General features: G+C 38.9%; 20 protein-coding genes. 14 read left to right on the top strand and 6 right to left on the bottom strand.

Annotated elements, in window-relative coordinates; all coding sequences use genetic code 11:
- The first annotated feature begins 45 nt into the window (after nucleotides 1–45).
- Entirely contained in the window at nucleotides 46–969 is a 924-nt protein-coding gene (locus ACTJJG_RS06365) for a CysB family HTH-type transcriptional regulator (protein WP_002118601.1), read from the top strand.
- Nucleotides 970–1,063: 94 nt separating this feature from the next.
- Here ACTJJG_RS06365 and carO read toward each other — a convergent pair whose 3' ends face one another.
- On the bottom strand, nucleotides 1,064–1,792 hold the full coding sequence (gene carO, locus ACTJJG_RS06360) for an ornithine uptake porin CarO type 4 (protein WP_002118918.1): 729 nt from the start codon (nucleotides 1,790–1,792) through the stop codon (nucleotides 1,064–1,066).
- Nucleotides 1,793–2,086: 294 nt separating this feature from the next.
- On the opposite strand from carO, the gene dapD reads away from it, so the two are divergent.
- The 8 genes from dapD to ACTJJG_RS06320 all read left to right on the top strand — a co-directional run bounded on the left by dapD (nucleotide 2,087) and on the right by ACTJJG_RS06320 (nucleotide 7,183).
- Nucleotides 2,087–2,908: a 2,3,4,5-tetrahydropyridine-2,6-dicarboxylate N-succinyltransferase gene (gene dapD, locus ACTJJG_RS06355; RefSeq protein WP_002118664.1), complete on the top strand. Its 822-nt coding sequence runs from the start codon at nucleotides 2,087–2,089 to the stop codon at nucleotides 2,906–2,908.
- 98 nt (nucleotides 2,909–3,006) lie between these two features.
- On the top strand, nucleotides 3,007–3,717 hold the full coding sequence (gene queE / locus ACTJJG_RS06350) for a 7-carboxy-7-deazaguanine synthase QueE (protein WP_270906272.1): 711 nt from the start codon (nucleotides 3,007–3,009) through the stop codon (nucleotides 3,715–3,717).
- 40 nt (nucleotides 3,718–3,757) lie between these two features.
- The gene (queC, locus tag ACTJJG_RS06345; protein ID WP_372552551.1) at nucleotides 3,758–4,426 is read left to right on the top strand and encodes a 7-cyano-7-deazaguanine synthase QueC; all 669 of its coding nucleotides are present in this window, start codon (nucleotides 3,758–3,760) and stop codon (nucleotides 4,424–4,426) included.
- Nucleotides 4,427–4,442: 16 nt separating this feature from the next.
- Nucleotides 4,443–4,859, top strand: a complete 417-nt coding sequence (locus tag ACTJJG_RS06340; protein ID WP_005073124.1) for a hypothetical protein — start codon at nucleotides 4,443–4,445, stop codon at nucleotides 4,857–4,859.
- A gap of 96 nt (nucleotides 4,860–4,955) precedes the next feature.
- Complete coding sequence (locus ACTJJG_RS06335) at nucleotides 4,956–5,642, top strand: diphthine--ammonia ligase (protein WP_151282789.1); 687 nt, start codon at nucleotides 4,956–4,958, stop codon at nucleotides 5,640–5,642.
- Nucleotides 5,643–5,659: 17 nt separating this feature from the next.
- Complete coding sequence (locus ACTJJG_RS06330; protein WP_151282787.1) at nucleotides 5,660–6,121, top strand: peroxiredoxin; 462 nt, start codon at nucleotides 5,660–5,662, stop codon at nucleotides 6,119–6,121.
- Between the two features lie 118 nt (nucleotides 6,122–6,239).
- The gene (locus ACTJJG_RS06325; RefSeq protein WP_372539778.1) at nucleotides 6,240–6,809 is read left to right on the top strand and encodes a CAP domain-containing protein; all 570 of its coding nucleotides are present in this window, start codon (nucleotides 6,240–6,242) and stop codon (nucleotides 6,807–6,809) included.
- An 11-nt stretch (nucleotides 6,810–6,820) separates the two neighbouring features.
- Nucleotides 6,821–7,183, top strand: coding sequence for a glyoxalase superfamily protein (locus ACTJJG_RS06320; RefSeq protein WP_342063707.1), 363 nt, complete (start codon nucleotides 6,821–6,823; stop codon nucleotides 7,181–7,183).
- 11 nt (nucleotides 7,184–7,194) lie between these two features.
- Here the strand turns inward: ACTJJG_RS06320 and ACTJJG_RS06315 are convergent, their stop codons facing one another.
- The gene (locus ACTJJG_RS06315) at nucleotides 7,195–7,770 is read right to left on the bottom strand and encodes a nicotinate-nicotinamide nucleotide adenylyltransferase (protein WP_002119001.1); all 576 of its coding nucleotides are present in this window, start codon (nucleotides 7,768–7,770) and stop codon (nucleotides 7,195–7,197) included.
- A 109-nt stretch (nucleotides 7,771–7,879) separates the two neighbouring features.
- Here ACTJJG_RS06315 and ACTJJG_RS06310 point away from each other — a divergent pair, with 109 nt between their 5' ends.
- Nucleotides 7,880–8,680 (top strand): enoyl-CoA hydratase-related protein, encoded by an 801-nt coding sequence (locus ACTJJG_RS06310; protein ID WP_005073113.1) that lies wholly within the window; start codon nucleotides 7,880–7,882, stop codon nucleotides 8,678–8,680.
- Here ACTJJG_RS06310 and ACTJJG_RS06305 read toward each other — a convergent pair.
- From ACTJJG_RS06305 to purL, 4 genes are all read right to left on the bottom strand, one after another.
- Nucleotides 8,677–8,994 (bottom strand): NGG1p interacting factor NIF3, encoded by a 318-nt coding sequence (locus ACTJJG_RS06305; RefSeq protein WP_119684948.1) that lies wholly within the window; start codon nucleotides 8,992–8,994, stop codon nucleotides 8,677–8,679. The genes ACTJJG_RS06310 and ACTJJG_RS06305 overlap by 4 nt on opposite strands.
- 68 nt (nucleotides 8,995–9,062) lie before the next feature.
- Complete coding sequence (locus ACTJJG_RS06300) at nucleotides 9,063–9,188, bottom strand: KGW motif small protein (RefSeq protein ID WP_002118600.1); 126 nt, start codon at nucleotides 9,186–9,188, stop codon at nucleotides 9,063–9,065.
- A 200-nt stretch (nucleotides 9,189–9,388) separates the two neighbouring features.
- On the bottom strand, nucleotides 9,389–10,594 hold the full coding sequence (locus tag ACTJJG_RS06295) for a multidrug effflux MFS transporter (protein ID WP_060464855.1): 1,206 nt from the start codon (nucleotides 10,592–10,594) through the stop codon (nucleotides 9,389–9,391).
- Between the two features lie 77 nt (nucleotides 10,595–10,671).
- On the bottom strand, nucleotides 10,672–14,505 hold the full coding sequence (purL, locus tag ACTJJG_RS06290) for a phosphoribosylformylglycinamidine synthase (RefSeq protein ID WP_372552553.1): 3,834 nt from the start codon (nucleotides 14,503–14,505) through the stop codon (nucleotides 10,672–10,674).
- 309 nt (nucleotides 14,506–14,814) lie between these two features.
- Here purL and ACTJJG_RS06285 point away from each other — a divergent pair, with 309 nt between their 5' ends.
- From ACTJJG_RS06285 to ACTJJG_RS06270, 4 genes are all read left to right on the top strand, one after another.
- Nucleotides 14,815–16,155, top strand: coding sequence for a deoxyguanosinetriphosphate triphosphohydrolase (locus tag ACTJJG_RS06285; protein ID WP_002118538.1), 1,341 nt, complete (start codon nucleotides 14,815–14,817; stop codon nucleotides 16,153–16,155).
- 93 nt (nucleotides 16,156–16,248) lie between these two features.
- Nucleotides 16,249–16,848, top strand: coding sequence for a Holliday junction branch migration protein RuvA (gene ruvA / locus ACTJJG_RS06280; RefSeq protein ID WP_002118762.1), 600 nt, complete (start codon nucleotides 16,249–16,251; stop codon nucleotides 16,846–16,848).
- A 7-nt stretch (nucleotides 16,849–16,855) separates the two neighbouring features.
- The gene (ruvB, locus tag ACTJJG_RS06275; protein ID WP_002052424.1) at nucleotides 16,856–17,860 is read left to right on the top strand and encodes a Holliday junction branch migration DNA helicase RuvB; all 1,005 of its coding nucleotides are present in this window, start codon (nucleotides 16,856–16,858) and stop codon (nucleotides 17,858–17,860) included.
- Nucleotides 17,861–18,064: 204 nt separating this feature from the next.
- Nucleotides 18,065–19,399: a M20 family metallopeptidase gene (locus ACTJJG_RS06270; protein ID WP_032055192.1), complete on the top strand. Its 1,335-nt coding sequence runs from the start codon at nucleotides 18,065–18,067 to the stop codon at nucleotides 19,397–19,399.
- The last annotated feature ends 210 nt before the right edge of the window (nucleotides 19,400–19,609 follow it).

Raw genomic sequence — 19,609 nt, 5'->3', positions numbered from 1 at the left:
TGCGGATCTTTAGACGCTCCTCACCTCTTTTGAGGAAAAGTGTAAATGAACTTTCAACAATTAAGAATTATCCGAGAAACAGTACGCCAAAACTTTAACTTGACGGAAGCATCGGCTGCACTCTACACATCTCAATCGGGTGTAAGTAAACACATCAAAGATTTAGAAGATGAATTAGGTGTTCAACTTTTCGTTCGTAAAGGTAAACGCCTTTTAGGTTTAACTGAACCAGGACAGTCACTTCTTAGCATTGTTGAACGCATGTTAGTGGATGCTGAAAATATTAAACGGCTTGCTGAAGATTTTAATAAGGTTGATGAAGGAACATTAACGATCGCAACAACGCATACACAAGCGCGTTATGTATTGCCTCCAATCGTTAATCAATTTAAGAAATTATTTCCAAAAGTTCATTTGATTTTACAACAAGCTAGCCCTGTCGAAATTTCAGAAATGCTTTTACAAGGCGAAGCGGATATTGGAATTGCAACTGAGTCTTTAACAACTGAAGAAAATCTGGCTAGTATTCCTTACTATCAATGGCAGCACAGTATTATTACCCCGCAAAATCATCCTCTGGTGCAGGCGGATAAGATCACTCTAGAACTTTTAGCAGAATATCCACTCATTACTTATCATGGTGGTTTTACAGGCCGATCTAAAATTGATAAAGCCTTTGAAGAAGCTCACCTAGATGCAGATATCGTAATGTCAGCTCTTGATGCCGATGTTATCAAAACTTATGTGGAACTTGGCATGGGTGTCGGGATTGTCAATGACGTGGCTTATGATACAGAACGTGATTATCGTTTAAAGCAAACCAAAACTGATATTTTTGGTGTTAATACTACATGGATTGCGGTTCGCAAAGGCCACTTATTACGCGGTTATGGTTACGAATTTATTTCTTTATGCTCACCTGATGCGGATATTAAAGCGCTTAAGAAAATTGCTTACCCAGACGAATAAAAATTAAAAATAAATAAAAGAGCTTTTTAGCTCTTTTATTTATTTTATTAAGTACAAAAAAAACGAGCCGTAGCTCGTTTTTTCTTTTGCGATCTTACCAGTAGAAGTTCACACCAACTTTACCAACTGGTAACCATTGGTATTTATCATCATTACGGATTTCGTTTTCTTCAGCACGTAAGTCTTTATCAAAGTCAGCACCATTAACATTAACAAATGTACCATTTGATTTAAGATTTACACTTGGGTTACCAGTATAGTAAGCACCTACCTCACCAAATACACCCCAGTTTTTATTGATTTTAGGTGCAAAACCAAAACCTAAATATGGAGCGATATCATTTTTATAACTTAATTTACCATCCACTGAACCATTAAAGTTATAATTATTACCATTTACTTTAATAGTACCGTCTTGCGAACGTTTAGTTAGATCGTAATCGTTATCTAAATAAGCAGCACCCGCAGCTACATATAAACCTTGAGCCCAACGGTTAGCACTTGCACCCCATGGACGAATCTCAGCATTTAAGTAGATATTATTGTTATCCATATCTAGGTCATATTTAGTACCATTTACAGAAACATCATCTGTCCATGAAATGTCACCACCATTATAACCAAGAGCCAAACCTACATATGGGTTTGCTTGCCATAACAAAGCACCACCGTAACCAGTTGTACCTACCTCAGCACGTGCCCCCACAGGAATTAATTGGTTTTTGTCAAATGCGTAGCTGTCATGAACAACGGCTTCATCTGCCATAGCAGCGCCAGCAGCGAATAAAGCTGTTGTAGTGACTAATACACGTAATGCTTTCATAGTTTTCTCCTCAAAAAGGCTCTGTTTTTAATTTATTCATCTTGTGACTGAAATCATAATAATGACAGCTTAGATTCTTTTTTATACAAAAAATGCTAGATTTCTGTTATTTTTTGATACAAATTGAGTTAAATTTTTATTTTCAAATCATTTTTGTGTAAAAAACACTTGATTATCTAATAAGCTTATTTTGGTTTATCTCATTTATATCATCAATTAAACGTAACACGTTTTTGAAAGATTCTTGTCACAAATTAGTGTAAAATCTTTAAAATTTTTTATGGAAGGAAGATCATGTCTCAGCTTTCTACAATCATTGAGCAAGCATTTGAAGACCGCGCAAATTTTACTGCAGCAGATTGTTCAAGCGAAATTCGCCAAGCTGTTGAAGAAGCAATTGCTGGTTTAGATAACGGTACACTTCGAGTTGCTGAAAAAATCAATGGTGAATGGGTTGTTCATCAATGGTTAAAAAAAGCTGTTTTATTATCATTTAAACTGAATGACAATAAACCAATCGAGTCATGTGATCTTCGTTTCTATGACAAAGTTGAAACTAAATTCTCTGGTTGGACTGAAGAGCAATTTAAAGCTGCAGGTGTTCGTGTTGTTCCTCCTGCTGTAGCACGTCGTGGTAGCTTCCAAGCTAAAAACGTGGTGTTAATGCCATCTTATGTCAACATTGGCGCTTATGTAGATGAAGGCACAATGGTTGATACATGGGCAACTGTAGGTTCATGTGCTCAAATCGGTAAAAATGTTCACTTATCTGGTGGTGTAGGTATTGGTGGTGTTTTAGAACCATTACAAGCTAACCCAACTATTATTGAAGACAACTGCTTTATCGGTGCGCGTTCAGAAATCGTTGAAGGCGTTATCGTTGAAGAAGGCTCAGTCATTTCAATGGGCGTTTTCATCGGTCAATCAACTAAAATTTATGACCGTGAAACTGGCGAAATCCATTATGGTCGTGTACCAGCAGGTTCAGTTGTAGTTTCAGGCAGCTTGCCATCTAAATGTGGTACTTACAGCTTATATGCTGCAATTATCGTGAAAAAAGTTGATGCGCAAACACGTTCAAAAACAAGCTTGAACGATTTGTTACGCGCTGACTAATTTGTTATAACTCTGTTGCGGAGCTTTAATCGCTCCTCATCTCTACGATCAAACTGATCGTAGAGATTTTATTTTTTATATAGTGTGGTATTTCTAGAATGGCTTCCTTACGTTCCTCTGCAATTCCTGTCTCAGACCCTGCGTCCGGTTTACGCATTACCGAGATTTTTTACTCGTTGCAGGGTGAAGCAAATGCCTCTGGCCTACCGACTGTATTTATTCGTCTAACAGGCTGTCCATTACGTTGTAGCTATTGCGATACCACCTATTCCTTTGAAGGTGGCGAACGTTTTTCACTTGAACATATCATTGAAACAGCTACACAATTTCAAACACCTTATATTTGTGTAACAGGTGGTGAACCTCTTGCTCAGCCAAACTGTTTGATTTTATTACAACGTTTATGTGAGGCAGGTTTTGACGTCTCTTTAGAAACCAGTGGCGCTCTTGATGTATCAAGAGTGGATCCTCGTGTTTCAAAAGTCCTAGATTTAAAGACTCCAACTTCTGGTGAAGAACATCGCAATCTCACCAGTAATCTTGACCATTTAACACCACGTGACCAAATCAAATTTGTGATTTGTAATCGTGAAGACTATGAATGGTCAAAGCAACAAGTTGAAAAATATCAACTGCAAACTAAAGTCAGTACCGTTTGGTTCTCCCCTGCCTTTGCGGTTGAAAAAGGTGCTGTAGGCCTGCCACGTCTAGCACGTGATCTGGCACAGTGGATACTTGATGATAAATTACCTGTTCGTTTCCAGCTTCAGTTACATAAACTGCTTTGGAACGATGAATCAGGTCGTTAATCACTCAATAAAATAAATCATTCCGAATATGGAGAAAAATATGCGCTCTCGTGCCATTGTTTTACTTTCAGGCGGCTTAGACTCAACCACTTGCCTAGCTTGGGCACAAGCGCGCTATGAATGTATTGCTATTAGTTTTATGTATGGTCAACGCTCAACCACTGAACTTGATGCTGCAAAAGTATTAGCTCAGCGTTCAGGTGTTGAACATCGTGTAATTAATATTGATCTAGCAAATTTAGGTGGATCAGCACTTACAGATCACAACATTGCAGTACCAGAACAGTTACAAGAAGGTATTCCTGTAACTTATGTACCAGCGCGTAACACTATTTTCCTCTCATATGCTCTAGCAGCAGCTGAAGTATTTAATGCTGAAGCTATTGTTATTGGTATCAATGCTGTTGATTATTCAGGATATCCTGATTGTCGCCCTGAATTTATTGATGCTTTTGCGAATATGGCCCGTTTAGCAACTAAAGCTGGCGTAGAAGGAAAACCACTTAAATTTGAAACACCCCTGTTACATTTATCCAAAGCGAATATCATACGTTTAGGGATTGAACATGGCGTAGACTATAGTCAAACGGTATCTTGCTACCAAGCAGATGCTCAAGGACGTGCGTGTGGTAAATGTGACAGTTGCCGTTTGCGTAAAGAAGGCTTTATCGATGCCGGTGTTACCGATCCAACACGCTATATACCGTAATAAGTAGGTAAAATTTATGAAGTTGTTAAAATCAAATCTTATTCTTTCATCTTTATTCTCAGCAGCTGCACTTATGGCGGGTTCAGCTCAAGCAGCTGAAAACCCAGTTCAAGCGGCATATAAAAGCACTAACGTTAAAGGTGCATTAGTTAACGTTTGTAAAGAACAAACTGCTAAAGGCGGCAAGTTAAGTTCATCTGAAGTTAGCAAATTCTGTAGCTGCCAAGTTGAAGCACAAGGTAAAGTGACTGAAGCACAAAAATGGGAAATCCAAAGCGCAATCAATGCGAAGAAAAGCCCAAGTTCTCTAGGATTTGTACAACAACAAAACCGTGATCTTAAAGCATGTTTTGGTCCTCAGTTAACAACTAAGCTTGAAAAGTTAACTGAAGATGCAATGAAGGCAGCTCAACAACAAGCTCCTAAAAAATAAGATTTTAATGTTTCAAATTAAGCCTGCATTTTTGCAGGCTTTTTTATAGCTCTGTTAAAATGACAGCACTTTTGACCAATTCATTTGATGTAAGCTATGCAAGAACAATGGAAAACTAATGCTAACCATAAAAGGTCTATTGTCTCGTTTAGTGGAGGCAAAGATAGTTCTCTAGCACTCTACCATGCAATGCAGACAGGCGAAGTTATTGGGTTGATCGTAATGCTAGAAGAACAAGGCCAACGTTCTCGCTCACATGCTATGCCTCTTGATATTATTCAAGCGCAAGCTAAAGCAATCGGCTTGCCCGTGTTTATGGCTTCATCAAGTTGGAATGACTATGAAGTAAAGTTTATTGAATTACTCAATCAAGCAAAGCAACAAGGAGCCGAGGTACTGGTTACAGGTGACCTTGATATGCCTGAACACGGCTGTTGGCATGATCGAGTAACGCAACAAGTAGGTCTTCAATTAGCAATGCCTCTTTGGCTACGTCCGCACCGTGAAGTTGTTGAGGAATTTATTCAACTTGGATTCCAGAGTGTAGTGGTGACCGTAAACCTTAAACTCGGGATGAATATAGAAGATTTAGGTAAAACCTTAACTTTAGAATACATCCAAGAGCTTGAGAACCGTGGCATTGATCCATGTGGTGAGGGCGGTGAATTTCATACGACCGTGATTGATGGGCCAATTTTTAACAAAGCAATTCCTGTAAGAAAACTCAATATTGTTTATCATGAGGAATACGCTTTTTTACCACTTGAATTAGATCAAATTTAACTTTTAAAGGATAAGAAATGTCTGAGAATATTCAACTGCCAAATCAGGTGTTCCCTACTACACACGGCGAAGTGAACTTGACCGAAGTCGAAAATGAATGGCTAATCATTTACTTCTATCCTAAAGATTCAACACCAGGGTGTACAACACAAGCAGTGGGTTTTTCTTGTTTGAAAGATCAGTTTGATGCTTTAGGTGCCCGTATTTTCGGTATTTCACGTGACTCGGTAAAAGCCCATCAAAATTTTACAGAGAAGCAAGCACTTACTATTGATCTGATCAGTGATAAAGAAGAAATTCTTTGTCATCACTTTGATGTGATTAAAGAAAAGAATATGTATGGAAAGAAAGTAATGGGTATTGAACGTTCTACTTTTATTTTCCATAATAAAACTTTAGTTAAAAGCTATCGCAAAGTTAAAGCAGCTGGGCATGCAGAGCAAGTTCTAGAAGACTTAAAAGCTCTACTAACAGCTTAATAAACTTAAGAAACAAAAAGCGGGCATAATGCTCGTTTTTTGTATATGAACAAATTACTTACTCCTTTACTTTGGCGTATGATAAAGACATTAGAATAATTCACGCTAAGGTATTTACATGAGTCTGCTCAAAGTTTGTAATTTACTGTCTAGTGGTCTTGTTATCTCTGCTTGCTCCGTTAGTTCATCCAGTATGCCGCCCTCAAGTACATCATCTACATCACAAGTTGAAACTCCACCTATAAAAATAAGTTGCCAAGATTTACAAAACCCTGCCCATCAACAAGCTGTACTTAAAATAATTAATCAGATTCGCCAGCAATCACGCCAGTGTGGACAACAACATTTCTCTGCAACCAGACCACTAAGTTGGAGTAATAATTTATATAAAGGTGCACTTTCTCATAGTGAAGATATGGCAACACACAACTTTCTCGGACATGTTGGCTCCACGGGACTAGATTTAAAATCACGTTTGAAAATTTATAATGCACTCGGTAAAGCCAATGGTGAAAATGTTGCGAGTGGACAGAAAACATTAGATGAAGTGATGTCTAGATGGCTATCGAGTCCATTACATTGTAGTAACCTAATGAACCCTAAATTTACAACTTACGCAATTGCTTGTGCTTCTGATCAATCTGTAAAACAAAAGAGCTATTGGACTCAACAATTTGGTACACGTTAAAAGGAAAAAAGATGCAATCAGGTTCGATCACCCCTATTTTAAGAATTTTTGATGTCGAGTTAGCTCAATCATTTTATCTTGAGTTCTTAGATTTTCAGCTTGATTGGCAACACCAATTTGAAGACAACTTTCCGTTATATTTACAAATTTCTAAAGATGATTGCGTTATTCATTTATCCGAGCATTTTGGAGATGCGAGTCCTCATAGTGCGATCCGTATTTATTGGGAACATATTTATGAGTTGCATAGTGAACTAAGCAAAAAAGATTATAAATTTTCTAAGCCTCAGGTTGAAAAAACAGATTGGGAGACACTTGAACTCTGTATCACTGATCCTTTTTCCAACCGAATCATCTTTTGGGCAGATGCTTAATTTATATGCACTTACTCAAAATCATCTAAATTAGAGCGATCATCTTCTTCAAAGCGTTGTTGCAACTGTTGATAAGTGCGTGTTTTTTTAAATTCATCCAAAAATTGAATAGTTCCTACAGGGAAAAATTCGGTCTGGATTTCACCACGATAATAAGCTTCACGCATTGGTGTTGCCGAGATAGAGTCTTTTAAACTATCAAGTTCAACCATAATCCACTCAGGAAATAGTCGTAAATAATATGAAGACTCATCCTTAAAGTGTCCAATCAAACCAACTTTTGAGTTCGGTTCAATTACGCCATTCACTAAAGATTTAACTTGTTTTACCCATTTTTCGTCATTATAAACATCTACTACATGGACAAAACGAATGCGTTTTTGCTCTTCTAACGAGAAATTTGACAAGATCATTTGCTCGCGCTCTACTGCTAAGAACGGATTTTTAATATTACGTTCCATTTGAGCAGAACCTAATGCCAAAACGACATAGTGGCTTTGTTGTAAGGCAATTTCAATTGTCTGCATATGAGCTAAATGAAATGGTTGAAAACGCCCTATAAAAACGAGATAGTCAAATTTATACATAATTAGATTTTCACTTTTTATGAACTCACCAGTTAACCGCATTACAAAAAATATGCGCCATAATGAGAACCTAAAAATTAACAACGTGGTTTAAAGCAAGGATAGTACGATGACACTTAGCTGTATTCAACAACCTCATCAACATTTACACGCAAATTTAGAAGGTGGCGTACTCACCTTAGCCATAAATCGCCCAGAAGCAAAAAATGCACTGTATGGCGAGCTTTACTTATGGATTGCCAAAGCACTTGATGAAGCTGACCAAGACAAAGATGTACGAGTAATCGTTCTACGTGGTGTAGAGCAAGATTTTACCGCTGGTAATGACATGAAAGATTTTATGGGTTTTGTACAAAATCCTAATCTAGGCCCAGCAGGTCAAGTTCCTCCGTTTGTACTCCTTAAATCTGCTGCTAGATTATCGAAGCCGCTTATTATTGCAGTAAAAGGTGTGGCTATTGGTATTGGTGTTACGATTTTATTACATGCAGATTTAGTTTTTGCTGACAATACCGCCCTTTTCCAAATTCCATTTGTAAGTCTTGGCCTTTCTCCAGAAGGCGGTGCAAGCCAATTATTGGTTAAACAAGCGGGTTATCACAAAGCAGCTGAACTTCTATTTACTGCGAAAAAATTTAATGCAGAAACCGCAGTACAAGCAAGCTTAGTTAATGAAGTTGTTGAAGATGCTTATGCATCTGCTCAGGCAACCGCTCAACATTTAGCAGCTTTACCACTTGCCTCATTAAAACAAACCAAAGCATTGATGAAACATGATTTAGATCAAATTATTGAATGTATTGACCATGAAGCTGAAATCTTTATGCAACGCGTTCAATCTCCAGAAATGCTAGAAGCTGTACAAGCGTTTATGCAGAAACGTAAACCAGATTTCTCGCAGTTTAATTAAAAATCAACTTCTATGATTTGAATAAACTCAAAGGCAGGCTCTTCATAAGGATGGCTTGCCTTTAATGCTTTTGCTACAGCCTTTGCATTTTCTTCAATTACAATTGTTTCAACCCGCCACTCATCCACTTGTTCAAGTTCACCCAGCTCTCCAATATAAGGATCTGCACCTTTGACTGGTTTAAATTGCCCTATTCCTTTCACTTGCCATGCGCAGTGTTCGTAATTACCGATACCCCCCGCACCAGCAGAAAAAATAGCTTGTTTAGTCGACTCAAGATGTGAATCTGGCACGTAATAAATCAGCTTTAACATAAGTAGAATGACTCAAAACTAGTGAACTTGCTTTAAATCATACCGTTAAAAAAGCTTCTAAATCAAAGTCAGCTCATCATTACCAAATAATTTGCTCCAATAAAGAGGATTTGAATGGCAAGCGCCAAGCCAAACAAGCGCCAGCCCTTATCTTTGGTATACATTGTTCTTATGTGATACTTATTTTTCATCATTTTGATCTCCGATTTTTATCGTTGTTACAGAGAAAGCAAAAATTGATCCAATTTTAAACAAACTATAAAGTGTTAAATAGCCGAATGTCTATAGGCTTATAATTTTTCTAAAATGCTTAAAAGAGCTACACTCATTTTTATGTAGCTCTTATTCTGAACAAAATTTTAAATTTCAGTGTGCTAGCTGCATCTTTATAATTTTAAGCATTCGATTTCTTTAAATATCTGTTCTCATATATTGTCACCATAAATGCTAAACCACATAAAATGACGAAGCCGCCAGTCATTGGTATTAATGTACCGTCATATAATTGCCCAATAATAGATGCAAGAATAAGTGACAAAACAGAAGAAGCTGCACCAATAATGGCCGATGCCATACCAGCAACATGTCCCATCGGTTCCATTGCAATTGCGTTTAAATTTCCAAATAAAGTTCCAAATAATAAAAATAAAATGCAGGCATAAAGCATAAACATCCAGAATGAAACAGCCACACCTAAAAGTTGAATTCCTAAGAAAACTAAAGAAATTAGGCACAAACCTAGAAAGCCGTAAATACAGATTGGACGCATACCAAACTTCATAACAATTTTAGAATTTGTAAATGAAGCGACTCCCATTACACCTGCAAGCACAGCAAAATATGCACTAAACTCTTGCCCTGTTTTCCCAAACTGCTGCATAAAAATTTGCTGAGAAGTACCTAAGTAACCAATGAATCCACCAAAGCAAAAACCTGCACATAGCAAATAGCTCATGGTGGTTTTATTACTTACAACTTCTTTAAAACCTTCCCGAAATGCTTGTAGACGCATAGGTAAACGATTTTCTGGAAGCAACGTCTCTTCCAAACGTAAAGCAACCCATACCCCGACAACTGTGGCATAGGCCATATATAAAACAAAGATCTCACGCCAACCAAAGAAATGGATAATGAGCTGTCCCAAACTTGGTGCAATTGCTGGGGCAACCATAAACACCATCATAATTAAAGACATGATGCGGGCCATTTGAGCCCCACTGTATTTATCTCTAACAATTGAAATAGAAGCCACGTAAGGACCTGATACGCCAACCCCTTGAATGAAACGTCCAACTAGAAACCATTCAAAACTTTGTGTGGTAAAGCACAATAAACTTCCCAGAAAGTAAATAACAATTCCTGTGAATAAAATGCGTTTACGGCCAATCGCATCGGATAGAGGGCCAGCAATCAATTGACCAATCGTCATACCAGAAAAAATACCAATAATGACCCACTGTGTCTGATTATTATTTTTTAAGTCAAAAACTCGTCCGATTTCGCCCAAAGCAGGTAGGACTGCATCTATTGAAAAAGAAACAATAGACATGAGCAATGCCATTAGTAATGCAAATTCATGGAAATGGATTTTTGATTTCATTTTTCTTCTCTGCTATTTATTAATATCGTACTACATACAAATAAGCCACCTTACGGTGGCTTATTTCACTTTTTATATTACCCGATAAACTTACGTGCATTACGGAACATACGTAACCATGCACCATCTTCAGTCCATTCTTCTGGACTCCAAGAGTGTTGAATTGCACGGAAAGTACGCTCTGGGTGTGGCATCATGATCGTTGCACGACCATCTTTAGACGTTACACCAGTAATCGCTTCAGGTGAACCATTCGGGTTCAATGGATAATGTTGAGTCGGGTTACCATGGCTGTCAACATAACGCAAAGCAACTTGATTCGCTGCATTCAAGCCTGCAATATCAGCTTCACTCGCAACTGCACGACCTTCACCGTGTGCTACAGCAATCGGTAAAATCGAACCTTCCATTCCATTAAGCAATACGGAAACAGATTTTTCAACACGAACGTTTACACTACGAGCTTCAAAAACTTCTGACATATTGCGGTGGAAACGTGGCCAGTGTTCAGCACCTGGAATAAGTGGCGCTAATTGTGACAACATTTGGCAACCATTACAGATACCTAAGCTAAACGTGTCTTCACGATGGAAGAATTGTTCAAACTGATCACGTAATTTCGCATTGAACAATACAGATTTTGCCCAGCCACCACCAGCACCCATTACGTCACCGTAAGAGAAACCACCACAAGTCACTAAACCTTCAAAATCACTTAGGCTAACGCGACCAGCAAGTAAATCACTCATGTGTACGTCAACGGTATTGAAACCAACCTTATCAAAGGCTGCCGCCATCTCAATATGACCATTTACACCTTGCTCACGTAAGATCGCCATATTAGGGCGACGTGTGTTAATGAACGGTGCTTCAATAGGTTCATTCAAGTCAAATGTTGGTTTAGCAATTAAGCCTTGATGTGATTTATCTGCAATTAAAGCAAATTCTTGGTCAGCAGTTTCTACGTTATCACGTAAACGTTGGATCTGATGAGATACCTCAGACCAAGCCTGTTGCAATTCTGCACGCTCTAAAGTCAAACCGTTTACAGATAATTGATCTGTGTTGTTTACACGACCAACTACAGCAATTGCATCTTTTAAGCTAGAAGCAGCAACTTCTGCTTGTAAAGCTTCCCAATCAGCTGCTTTGATTTGAACAACTGCACCAATTTCTTCAGCAAACAAACTTGCTGGAGTTTGGTCTTCTAATGCAACACCTAAACGTGCAGCAAACATCATTTCAGCAACAGTTGCAAGTAAACCACCATCACCGATGTCATGGTAAGCTTGAATCAAGCCACGGTTGTTCCAATCTTGAATTAAAGCAAAGAACGCTTTGAAATCATCAAAACTATCAACGTCTGGAGTGATTGAACCAATTGCTTTATATACTTGCGCAAGAATAGAACCACCTAAACGGAATTGTCCTTTAGATAAATCAATACGGACAAGTACTGAGTCTTCTAAATTCTTAAGTTCAGGTGTTAAAGTCATACGAACATCAGCTACTGGAGCAAATGCAGTAATTACACCAGTCATTGGAGATGTTACAGCTTTATCTTCACCATTATCATTCCAAGTGGTACGCATTGAAAGCGAGTCTTTACCTACAGGAATCGCAATTCCTAAAGCAGGACACATTTCCATACCAATCGCTTTCACACCTTCAAACAATGCTTGGTCTTCACCTTTTTGACCAGCAGCAGCCATCCAGTTTGCAGAAAGTTTGATATCGCTAATTTGTTCAATGTTTGCACATGCAATATTGGTAATTGCTTCAGCAACTGCCAAGCGAGCAGATGCTGCTGGATTTAACAATGCAACTGGTGGACGTTCACCCATTGCCATTGCTTCACCAGTGAACCCTTGTAGGCTCGTAGTCGTTACTGCTGCATCCGCAACAGGAATCTGCCAACGACCAACCATTTGGTCACGTGCAACCATACCTGTAATTGAACGGTCACCAATGGTGATTAAGAATGACTTAGACGCAACTGTAGGATTTTTCAATACACGGAAAATCGCATCTTTCAAATCAACTTTTGAAGCGTCAAATTCGTTACCTTTGCGTTCAATTGTTTCATAAGAACGTTGCATACGCGGTGTACCGCCAAGCATTACTTGCATTGGGATATCAACTGCATTGTTCTGGAACAATGGATCTTCAACAGTTAAATGACGAGCTTCAGTTGCTTCACCTAACACGGCAAATGGACAACGTTCACGAGCACAGATTGATTCGAACTGTTCTAAAGACTCTGGGCGAATTGCAAGAACATAACGCTCTTGAGCTTCATTTGACCAGATTTCCATTGGGCTCATGCCCGGCTCTAATGAAGGAATTTTACGAAGGTTAAGAACTGCACCTAACTCATGATCATTCACAAGTTCAGGCATAGCATTTGATAGACCACCCGCGCCAACGTCATGTACAGAAACGATTGGGTTGAAGTCTTCTAAACGCCAGCAAGTATCGATTACTTCTTGACAACGGCGCTCCATTTCTGGGTTTTCACGTTGTACAGAAGCGAAATCAAGGCTTTCACCCATTGTACCGCTATCTACAGAAGATGCTGCACCACCACCAAGACCGATTAACATTGCAGGACCACCCAACACAATGAGTAAATCACCTGGTTGAATCGCATCTTTTTCTACATGGTCAGGACGGATATTACCGTAACCACCAGCAATCATGATTGGCTTGTGGAAGCCTTTCACTTCACCATTTACATTCTGTTCGAAAGTACGGAAATAACCATTTAACGCAGGACGACCGAATTCATTATTAAATGCCGCGCCACCTAATGGACCTTCAATCATGATTTGTAATGGCGAAGCCATACGTGAAGGTTTACCGTAGTTTTCTTCCCAAGGCTGTTCAAAACCAGGAATATTTAAGTTCGAAACTGTGAAACCTGTTAAACCAGCTTTTGGTTTACCACCACGGCCAGTTGCACCTTCATCACGGATTTCACCGCCTGAACCTGTTGCAGCACCAGCAAATGGAGAAATTGCTGTTGGGTGGTTATGAGTTTCAACCTTCATTAAAATATGAGCAGCTTGGCTCTTATATTTATAAACAAAGTGACCATTTTCATCCGCTTTCGGATAAAAACGCATCGTGTCATAACCCACAATTACTGAAGCATTATCTTTATATGCCGATAACACATCAGTTGGAGATTCTTTATAAGTGTTTTTAATCATCTGAAACAATGATAATGGTTGTTTTTCACCATCAATTGTCCATTCAGATCCAAAGATTTTATGACGACAGTGCTCAGAGTTTGCTTGTGCAAACATCATCAACTCGATGTCATTTGGATTACGACCAAGCTTAATGAATGCTTCAGTTAAGTAATCAATTTCTTGTTCAGATAACGCAAAACCAAACTCATTATTAGCTTTAACCAAAGCTTCTTTGCCTTGACCCAAGATATCAATTGAATTTAATGGTTTTGGAGCTGTTTCTGAAAATAATGCTTTTGCATCATCAATTTGAGCAAAAACTGTTTCTGTCATACGGTCATGAAGTACTTGTTTAACTTCATTCGTAATTTCAGTAACACCTTTTAACGTAAATAAAAGACCACGTTCTAAACGGTGTACTGGTGTATTACAGTTTTTGAAAATATCAGTTGCTTTAGAAGACCAAGGTGAAATAGTACCCACACGTGGTGTAACTAAAATCTGAATCTCATCACTTGCAGATTGACGAAGTTCAAAAGACTCACCGTCATTCAATAATTGCAAAGCAGATTGATGTTGCTGCTCGTTGAGCGCTTGATCAAACAAATAGACCCATTGGCTGTCAAAAGATTGAACAGAACTAATTGACGATAAACGTGTTAATAGTTGAGCTTTCTTAAAAGAAGAATGTGCTGCTGCACCGGCCACGATAAACATGTTGATTTTGGCTCCACGGGCAGGTCTTGTGAACCTTACCGCAATGTGACTTTAGAGAGAGCGCATATTCTACTGCGTCTTGCTAAAATCAGCTAGATGTAGAATCAGTATTCTGTAACCTAATTCTGCAAGAAGTGATTTGTTTTTTGTTCAAAATCATTTTTTTAGTCATTCTTGCTAAAAATAAATTGTTGCATGTTTATTCAATAACATAATAAAACCCGAACTAAGACAAACTATGTCGCACCAAGCTAGTGCTTTTAAGTTTTTTTTGGCATGATCAGGTTTTATAGTTTTGAATAATGATAAATGGAACAAATGCGTTGGTTAGAGCTGCTGTCTGCAGTTCGTTTAGGTAGCAAAAAAAGTAGTACAGAACTGGCTCGTAGCCCATTCCATAAAGATTATGACCGCATTATATTTTCTCAAAGTTTTCGTCAGTTAAACCGTAAGACTCAAGTTCATCCTCTAGCACAGCATGATGGCATTCATACCCGCTTAACACACTCCCTTGAAGTTTCCTGCATTGGTCGCTCAATGGGTATGCTTGCCGCAGAAAAAATAAAAGACGAATTACCCGTCTGGATTTCACCTGCCGATGTTGGGGCAATTATTCAGGCAGCATGTCTGGCCCACGATATTGGTAATCCCCCTTTCGGGCATGCGGGTGAATATGCAATTCGCGAATGGTTCGATGATGCCTCGCATGATGATTTTTTGAAAAAACTAAGCCCCGAAGAAGAAGCTGATGTTCGTCAGTTTGAAGGTAATGCTCAAGGATTACGTCTATTAAGTCGCATTGACTATCATCCAAATGATGGCGGTATGCGCTTAACTTATGCAACTTTAGGTGCTTATCTAAAATATCCATGGCTTTCAAAAACAATTGCTTCTCAGGGTGACCGCCCTTCCCATCAAAGAGCAAAGTTTGGTTGTTATCAGTCTGAAAAAGAAATTTTAAAACAGATTGCAGAACAACTTGGATTGATTCAACTCGGCGAATATCATTATTGCCGTCATCCACTCACTTACCTGCTAGAAGCTGCTGATGACATTTGCTATGCCCTCATTGATTTAGAAGATGGCATTGTCTTGAATATGCTGAGTTACCAAGAAGTTGAACCAATATTCCTAAATCTTATTGCCGACTATGGTCAGCCTGAAGAGTTATCTCATCCAAACAGTACATGGCAACAAAAGATTTCGGCATTACGTGGTCGTGTCATGAAACGGCTTGTAGATGAAGTTACTACAGCCTTTGCTAAACATCATTATGAAATCATTACAGGTCAGCTTAAAGGCAATCTTTTGCAATATTGTTCGCCAGATATTGCAATTGGTATTGAAACTGCCAAAAATCTGGCACGTGATAAAATTTTTGAGCACCCGCAGAAGTCTGGTTTAGAAATTATTGCGCACCAAAGTTTACAAACGATTTTGGATGCATTTGTACCACTCACAACTCCGCATAAATCTTTAAGCTTTAAAGAACAACGTTTAATGTCTATCCTTAATCTATATGGTGCTAACTTTAGCAATAATCACTACAGCAATATCATGCAAGTCCTCGATATTATCAGTAAGTTCTCAGATCATCAGGCTTATAGCTTGGCGCAAGAGCTACAAGGCAATAAAATAGGTTTGTTTTAAGCTGGCTTGATATAGAAAGAAATAAAACTAGTGTCGTTTTCAATTCATTTTAGAACGACCAGATTTACAGTTATGAATAAGTGAAATTACGCTATGATCGGATGTTTAATTGGCGAAGTGTTTGCCCTAGAAGCCCCTACTGTCTTACTAAATGTAAACGGTGTGGGTTATGAAATTGATACGCCACTTTCAACATTTTGCCAATTACAAAAAGGCCAGAAAGTTACGTTATGGACGCATTTAGTTGTTCGTGAAGATGCTCAACAACTCTACGGTTTTAGCGATGCTCAAGAGAAAACAATTTTCCGCACCTTATTAAAAGTAAATGGTGTCGGCCCGAAAATGGCATTGGGTATTTTATCGACTCTAAGCGTTGAGTTATTGGTTCACACCATTGAACATGATGATATAAATACGCTGGTCAAAGTTCCAGGGGTTGGCAAAAAAACAGCTGAACGTTTAATGATTGAACTCCGTGATCGTTTCAAAACATTGGCTCAAGGCACTTCAACTGTGGCGACCATGCCTCAAATTCAATTTGCTGCAAACTCTCCTGTTGCAGAAGCAGAAGCTGCGTTGCAATCTTTAGGTTATAAGCCACTTGAAGCACAAAAAGCTGTTGCTGCGGTTAAAGCCGATTACACAGAATCAGCCGATATTATTCGTGCTGCTCTTAAATCCATGATGAAGTAAAACACTTATGCAAGACCGTTTAATCAGTGGAACAGAAAAACCTGAAGATCATTTTGACCGGGCTATTCGACCAACTTCTCTTGCCGACTATATTGGACAACCAGTCGTACGCGAGCAAATGGAAATTTTCATTGGCGCTGCTCGTGGTCGTGGTGAAGCACTCGACCACACACTGATTTTTGGTCCGCCTGGCTTAGGAAAAACAACACTAGCTAATATTATTGCACGTGAAATGGGTGGCAACCTCAAATCTACTTCGGGGCCTGTCTTGGAACGTGCAGGAGATTTAGCAGCAATGCTGACTAACCTTGAAGAAGGCGATGTTTTATTTATTGATGAAATTCATCGTCTTTCACCGGTGATTGAAGAAATTCTGTATCCAGCGATGGAAGATTACCAACTTGACATCATGATTGGTGAAGGCCCTGCTGCTCGTTCAATTAAACTCGATTTACCGCCTTTTACACTTGTCGCTGCCACCACACGTGCGGGTTTACTGACCTCACCACTACGTGATCGCTTCGGTATTGTGCAACGTCTCGAGTTCTACTCTGTAGAAGACTTGACTCATATTGTGTCACGCTCTGCAAACTTAATGGATGTACCCATTACAGTTGAAGGCGCAGAAGAAGTAGCTCGTCGATCACGTGGAACACCTCGTATCGCTAACCGTTTATTACGACGTGTTCGTGACTATGCACAAGTGAAAGGCACAGGCGAAGTGACCCATGAAATGGCACAGCGTGCGCTTGATATGCTCAATGTTGATAAAGCTGGCCTAGATACCCTAGACCGACGTTACTTGAGCATGCTACTCGAGCGTTTTGATGGCGGTCCTGCTGGAGTTGAAGCGCTTGCAGCAGCGATGGCTGAAGACAGCGGTACACTTGAAGACGTGATTGAACCTTATTTAATTCAACAAGGTTATGTCATGCGTACTGCACGAGGTCGGATTGCAACCAACCAATCTTATTTACAGTTTGGAATGACACCGCCTGAGCCTAAAAACTAATCAAAGGAAGAGAATTTTCTCTTTCTTTTTTAATTTAATCTCTCTATCCAATTAAAATAATAATTGTCTTATCAATAAATTAGCTACTCTATACCTTTTAAGTCTTTCTTTATACCTTATTGATTTTTTAATATTTCTAAAAACTACATTATAAGAAATCTAGATAGCAAATCTTATGAACAATAATATTTTTAGGATAAGGACATGTACAAAAAAGCCGCTTTGATTTTTCCACTCGCTCTAATGAGTCAGCTGAGCCTAGCAGATTGGGTAAAAGATGCTGCACAACAAAATGAAAATCAGGTTATTCAATTAAGACAACATATTCATGAGCATCCTGAACTTGGCAATATGGAATTTAAAACATCTGCACTAGTTCAAAAAGAATTAAAGTCCTATGGCATTCAGGTCAAAACAGGTTATGCGAAAACAGGTGTTATTGGCATTTTAAAAGGGAATAAACCTGGCCCTATTATTGCACTTAGAGCCGATATGGATGCACTACCTATGGAAGAAAAAAGTGGTGTTCCCTTTGCGAGTAAACAGAAAGCAATTTATCAAGGAAAAGAAACTTACGTAATGCATGCTTGTGGACATGACGCACACACTGCAATGTTATTAGGCGCAGCAAAAATTCTGGCTGCCAATAAAGATAAAATATCGGGTACCGTTGTCTTTGTTTTTCAACCCGCTGAAGAAGGTGGAGCAGATATAGACAACTTTACGCAGGGTGATCAAATCGGCTCAAGAAAAATGATCGCAGATGGCGCATTTAGAGATTATAAACCCGAGGCTATTTTTGGAATGCATGTCATATCTGGTATGCAAAGTGGACACCTTTATTATAAAGATGGTGCCATTTTAAATAGTGCAGATCACTTGCGTATTCAGGTCAACGGCAAGCAGGTACATGGCTCAACCCCTTGGTTAGGTAGAGATCCGATTTATGCATCGGCACAAATGATTAATAATTTGCAGAGCCTTATTAGCCGAAGAACTGATCTCACCCAAGGCATGGGCGTTGTCAGCATCGGTAACATTCAAGGGGGTACAGCAGGCAATGTGATTCCAGAACAAGTCAATATGATTGGGACTATTCGCTCTAACAACGAGCAGATACGGGCAAATATCTTAAAAAGTTTACCAACCCTGATAGAGCATAACGCTCAAGCCAATGACGTGACCGCCAAAGTTGAAATTGCTCCTTACGCTCCAGTAACCATGAACGACAAAGCGCTCACTCAGTTTATTCAGCCAACTCTAGCCAAAGTTGTTGGCGATTCAAAACTCCATGTTTTAGATCACAATGCAAGCGCAAGTGAAGATTTTGCCTATTATGGCAAGTTAATGCCCTCATTTTTTGTTTTCTTGGGCGCAACTCCAGAAAATCAGGACTTAACTCAGGCGGCACCAAATCATAGTCCTTATTTTATTGTAGATAACAAGGCTTTAAAAACTGGGACCGAGCTACATGTAAGATTCGTATTAGATTATCCGAATATATCAAAACAAGTTCAAACTTCATGGAAGCCCTCTTAACTTTAAAAGCTTGCTAGCCATAAGATGTAGCGTTTTTAGATTAGAAATACAGCAACCGCAATTGAAAGGTTGTGCCATAGGACTTAGTATGCAATCTGCTAAACTGCCCCGTATTTAAAAGCAGATGTATGGCTGTTGAATAGAGCTGATGTTTTATTCAAAGCCATATTTTAAATATAAAGCTCTATAGTGAACTAAAACGGAATACTC

This window comes from Acinetobacter sp. 22512, assembly GCF_052044755.1.
Taxonomy (GTDB): domain Bacteria; phylum Pseudomonadota; class Gammaproteobacteria; order Pseudomonadales; family Moraxellaceae; genus Acinetobacter; species Acinetobacter pittii.
The sequence above is the reverse complement of the archived record's forward strand: the minus strand, read 5'-3'. Positions and strand labels throughout refer to the sequence as shown.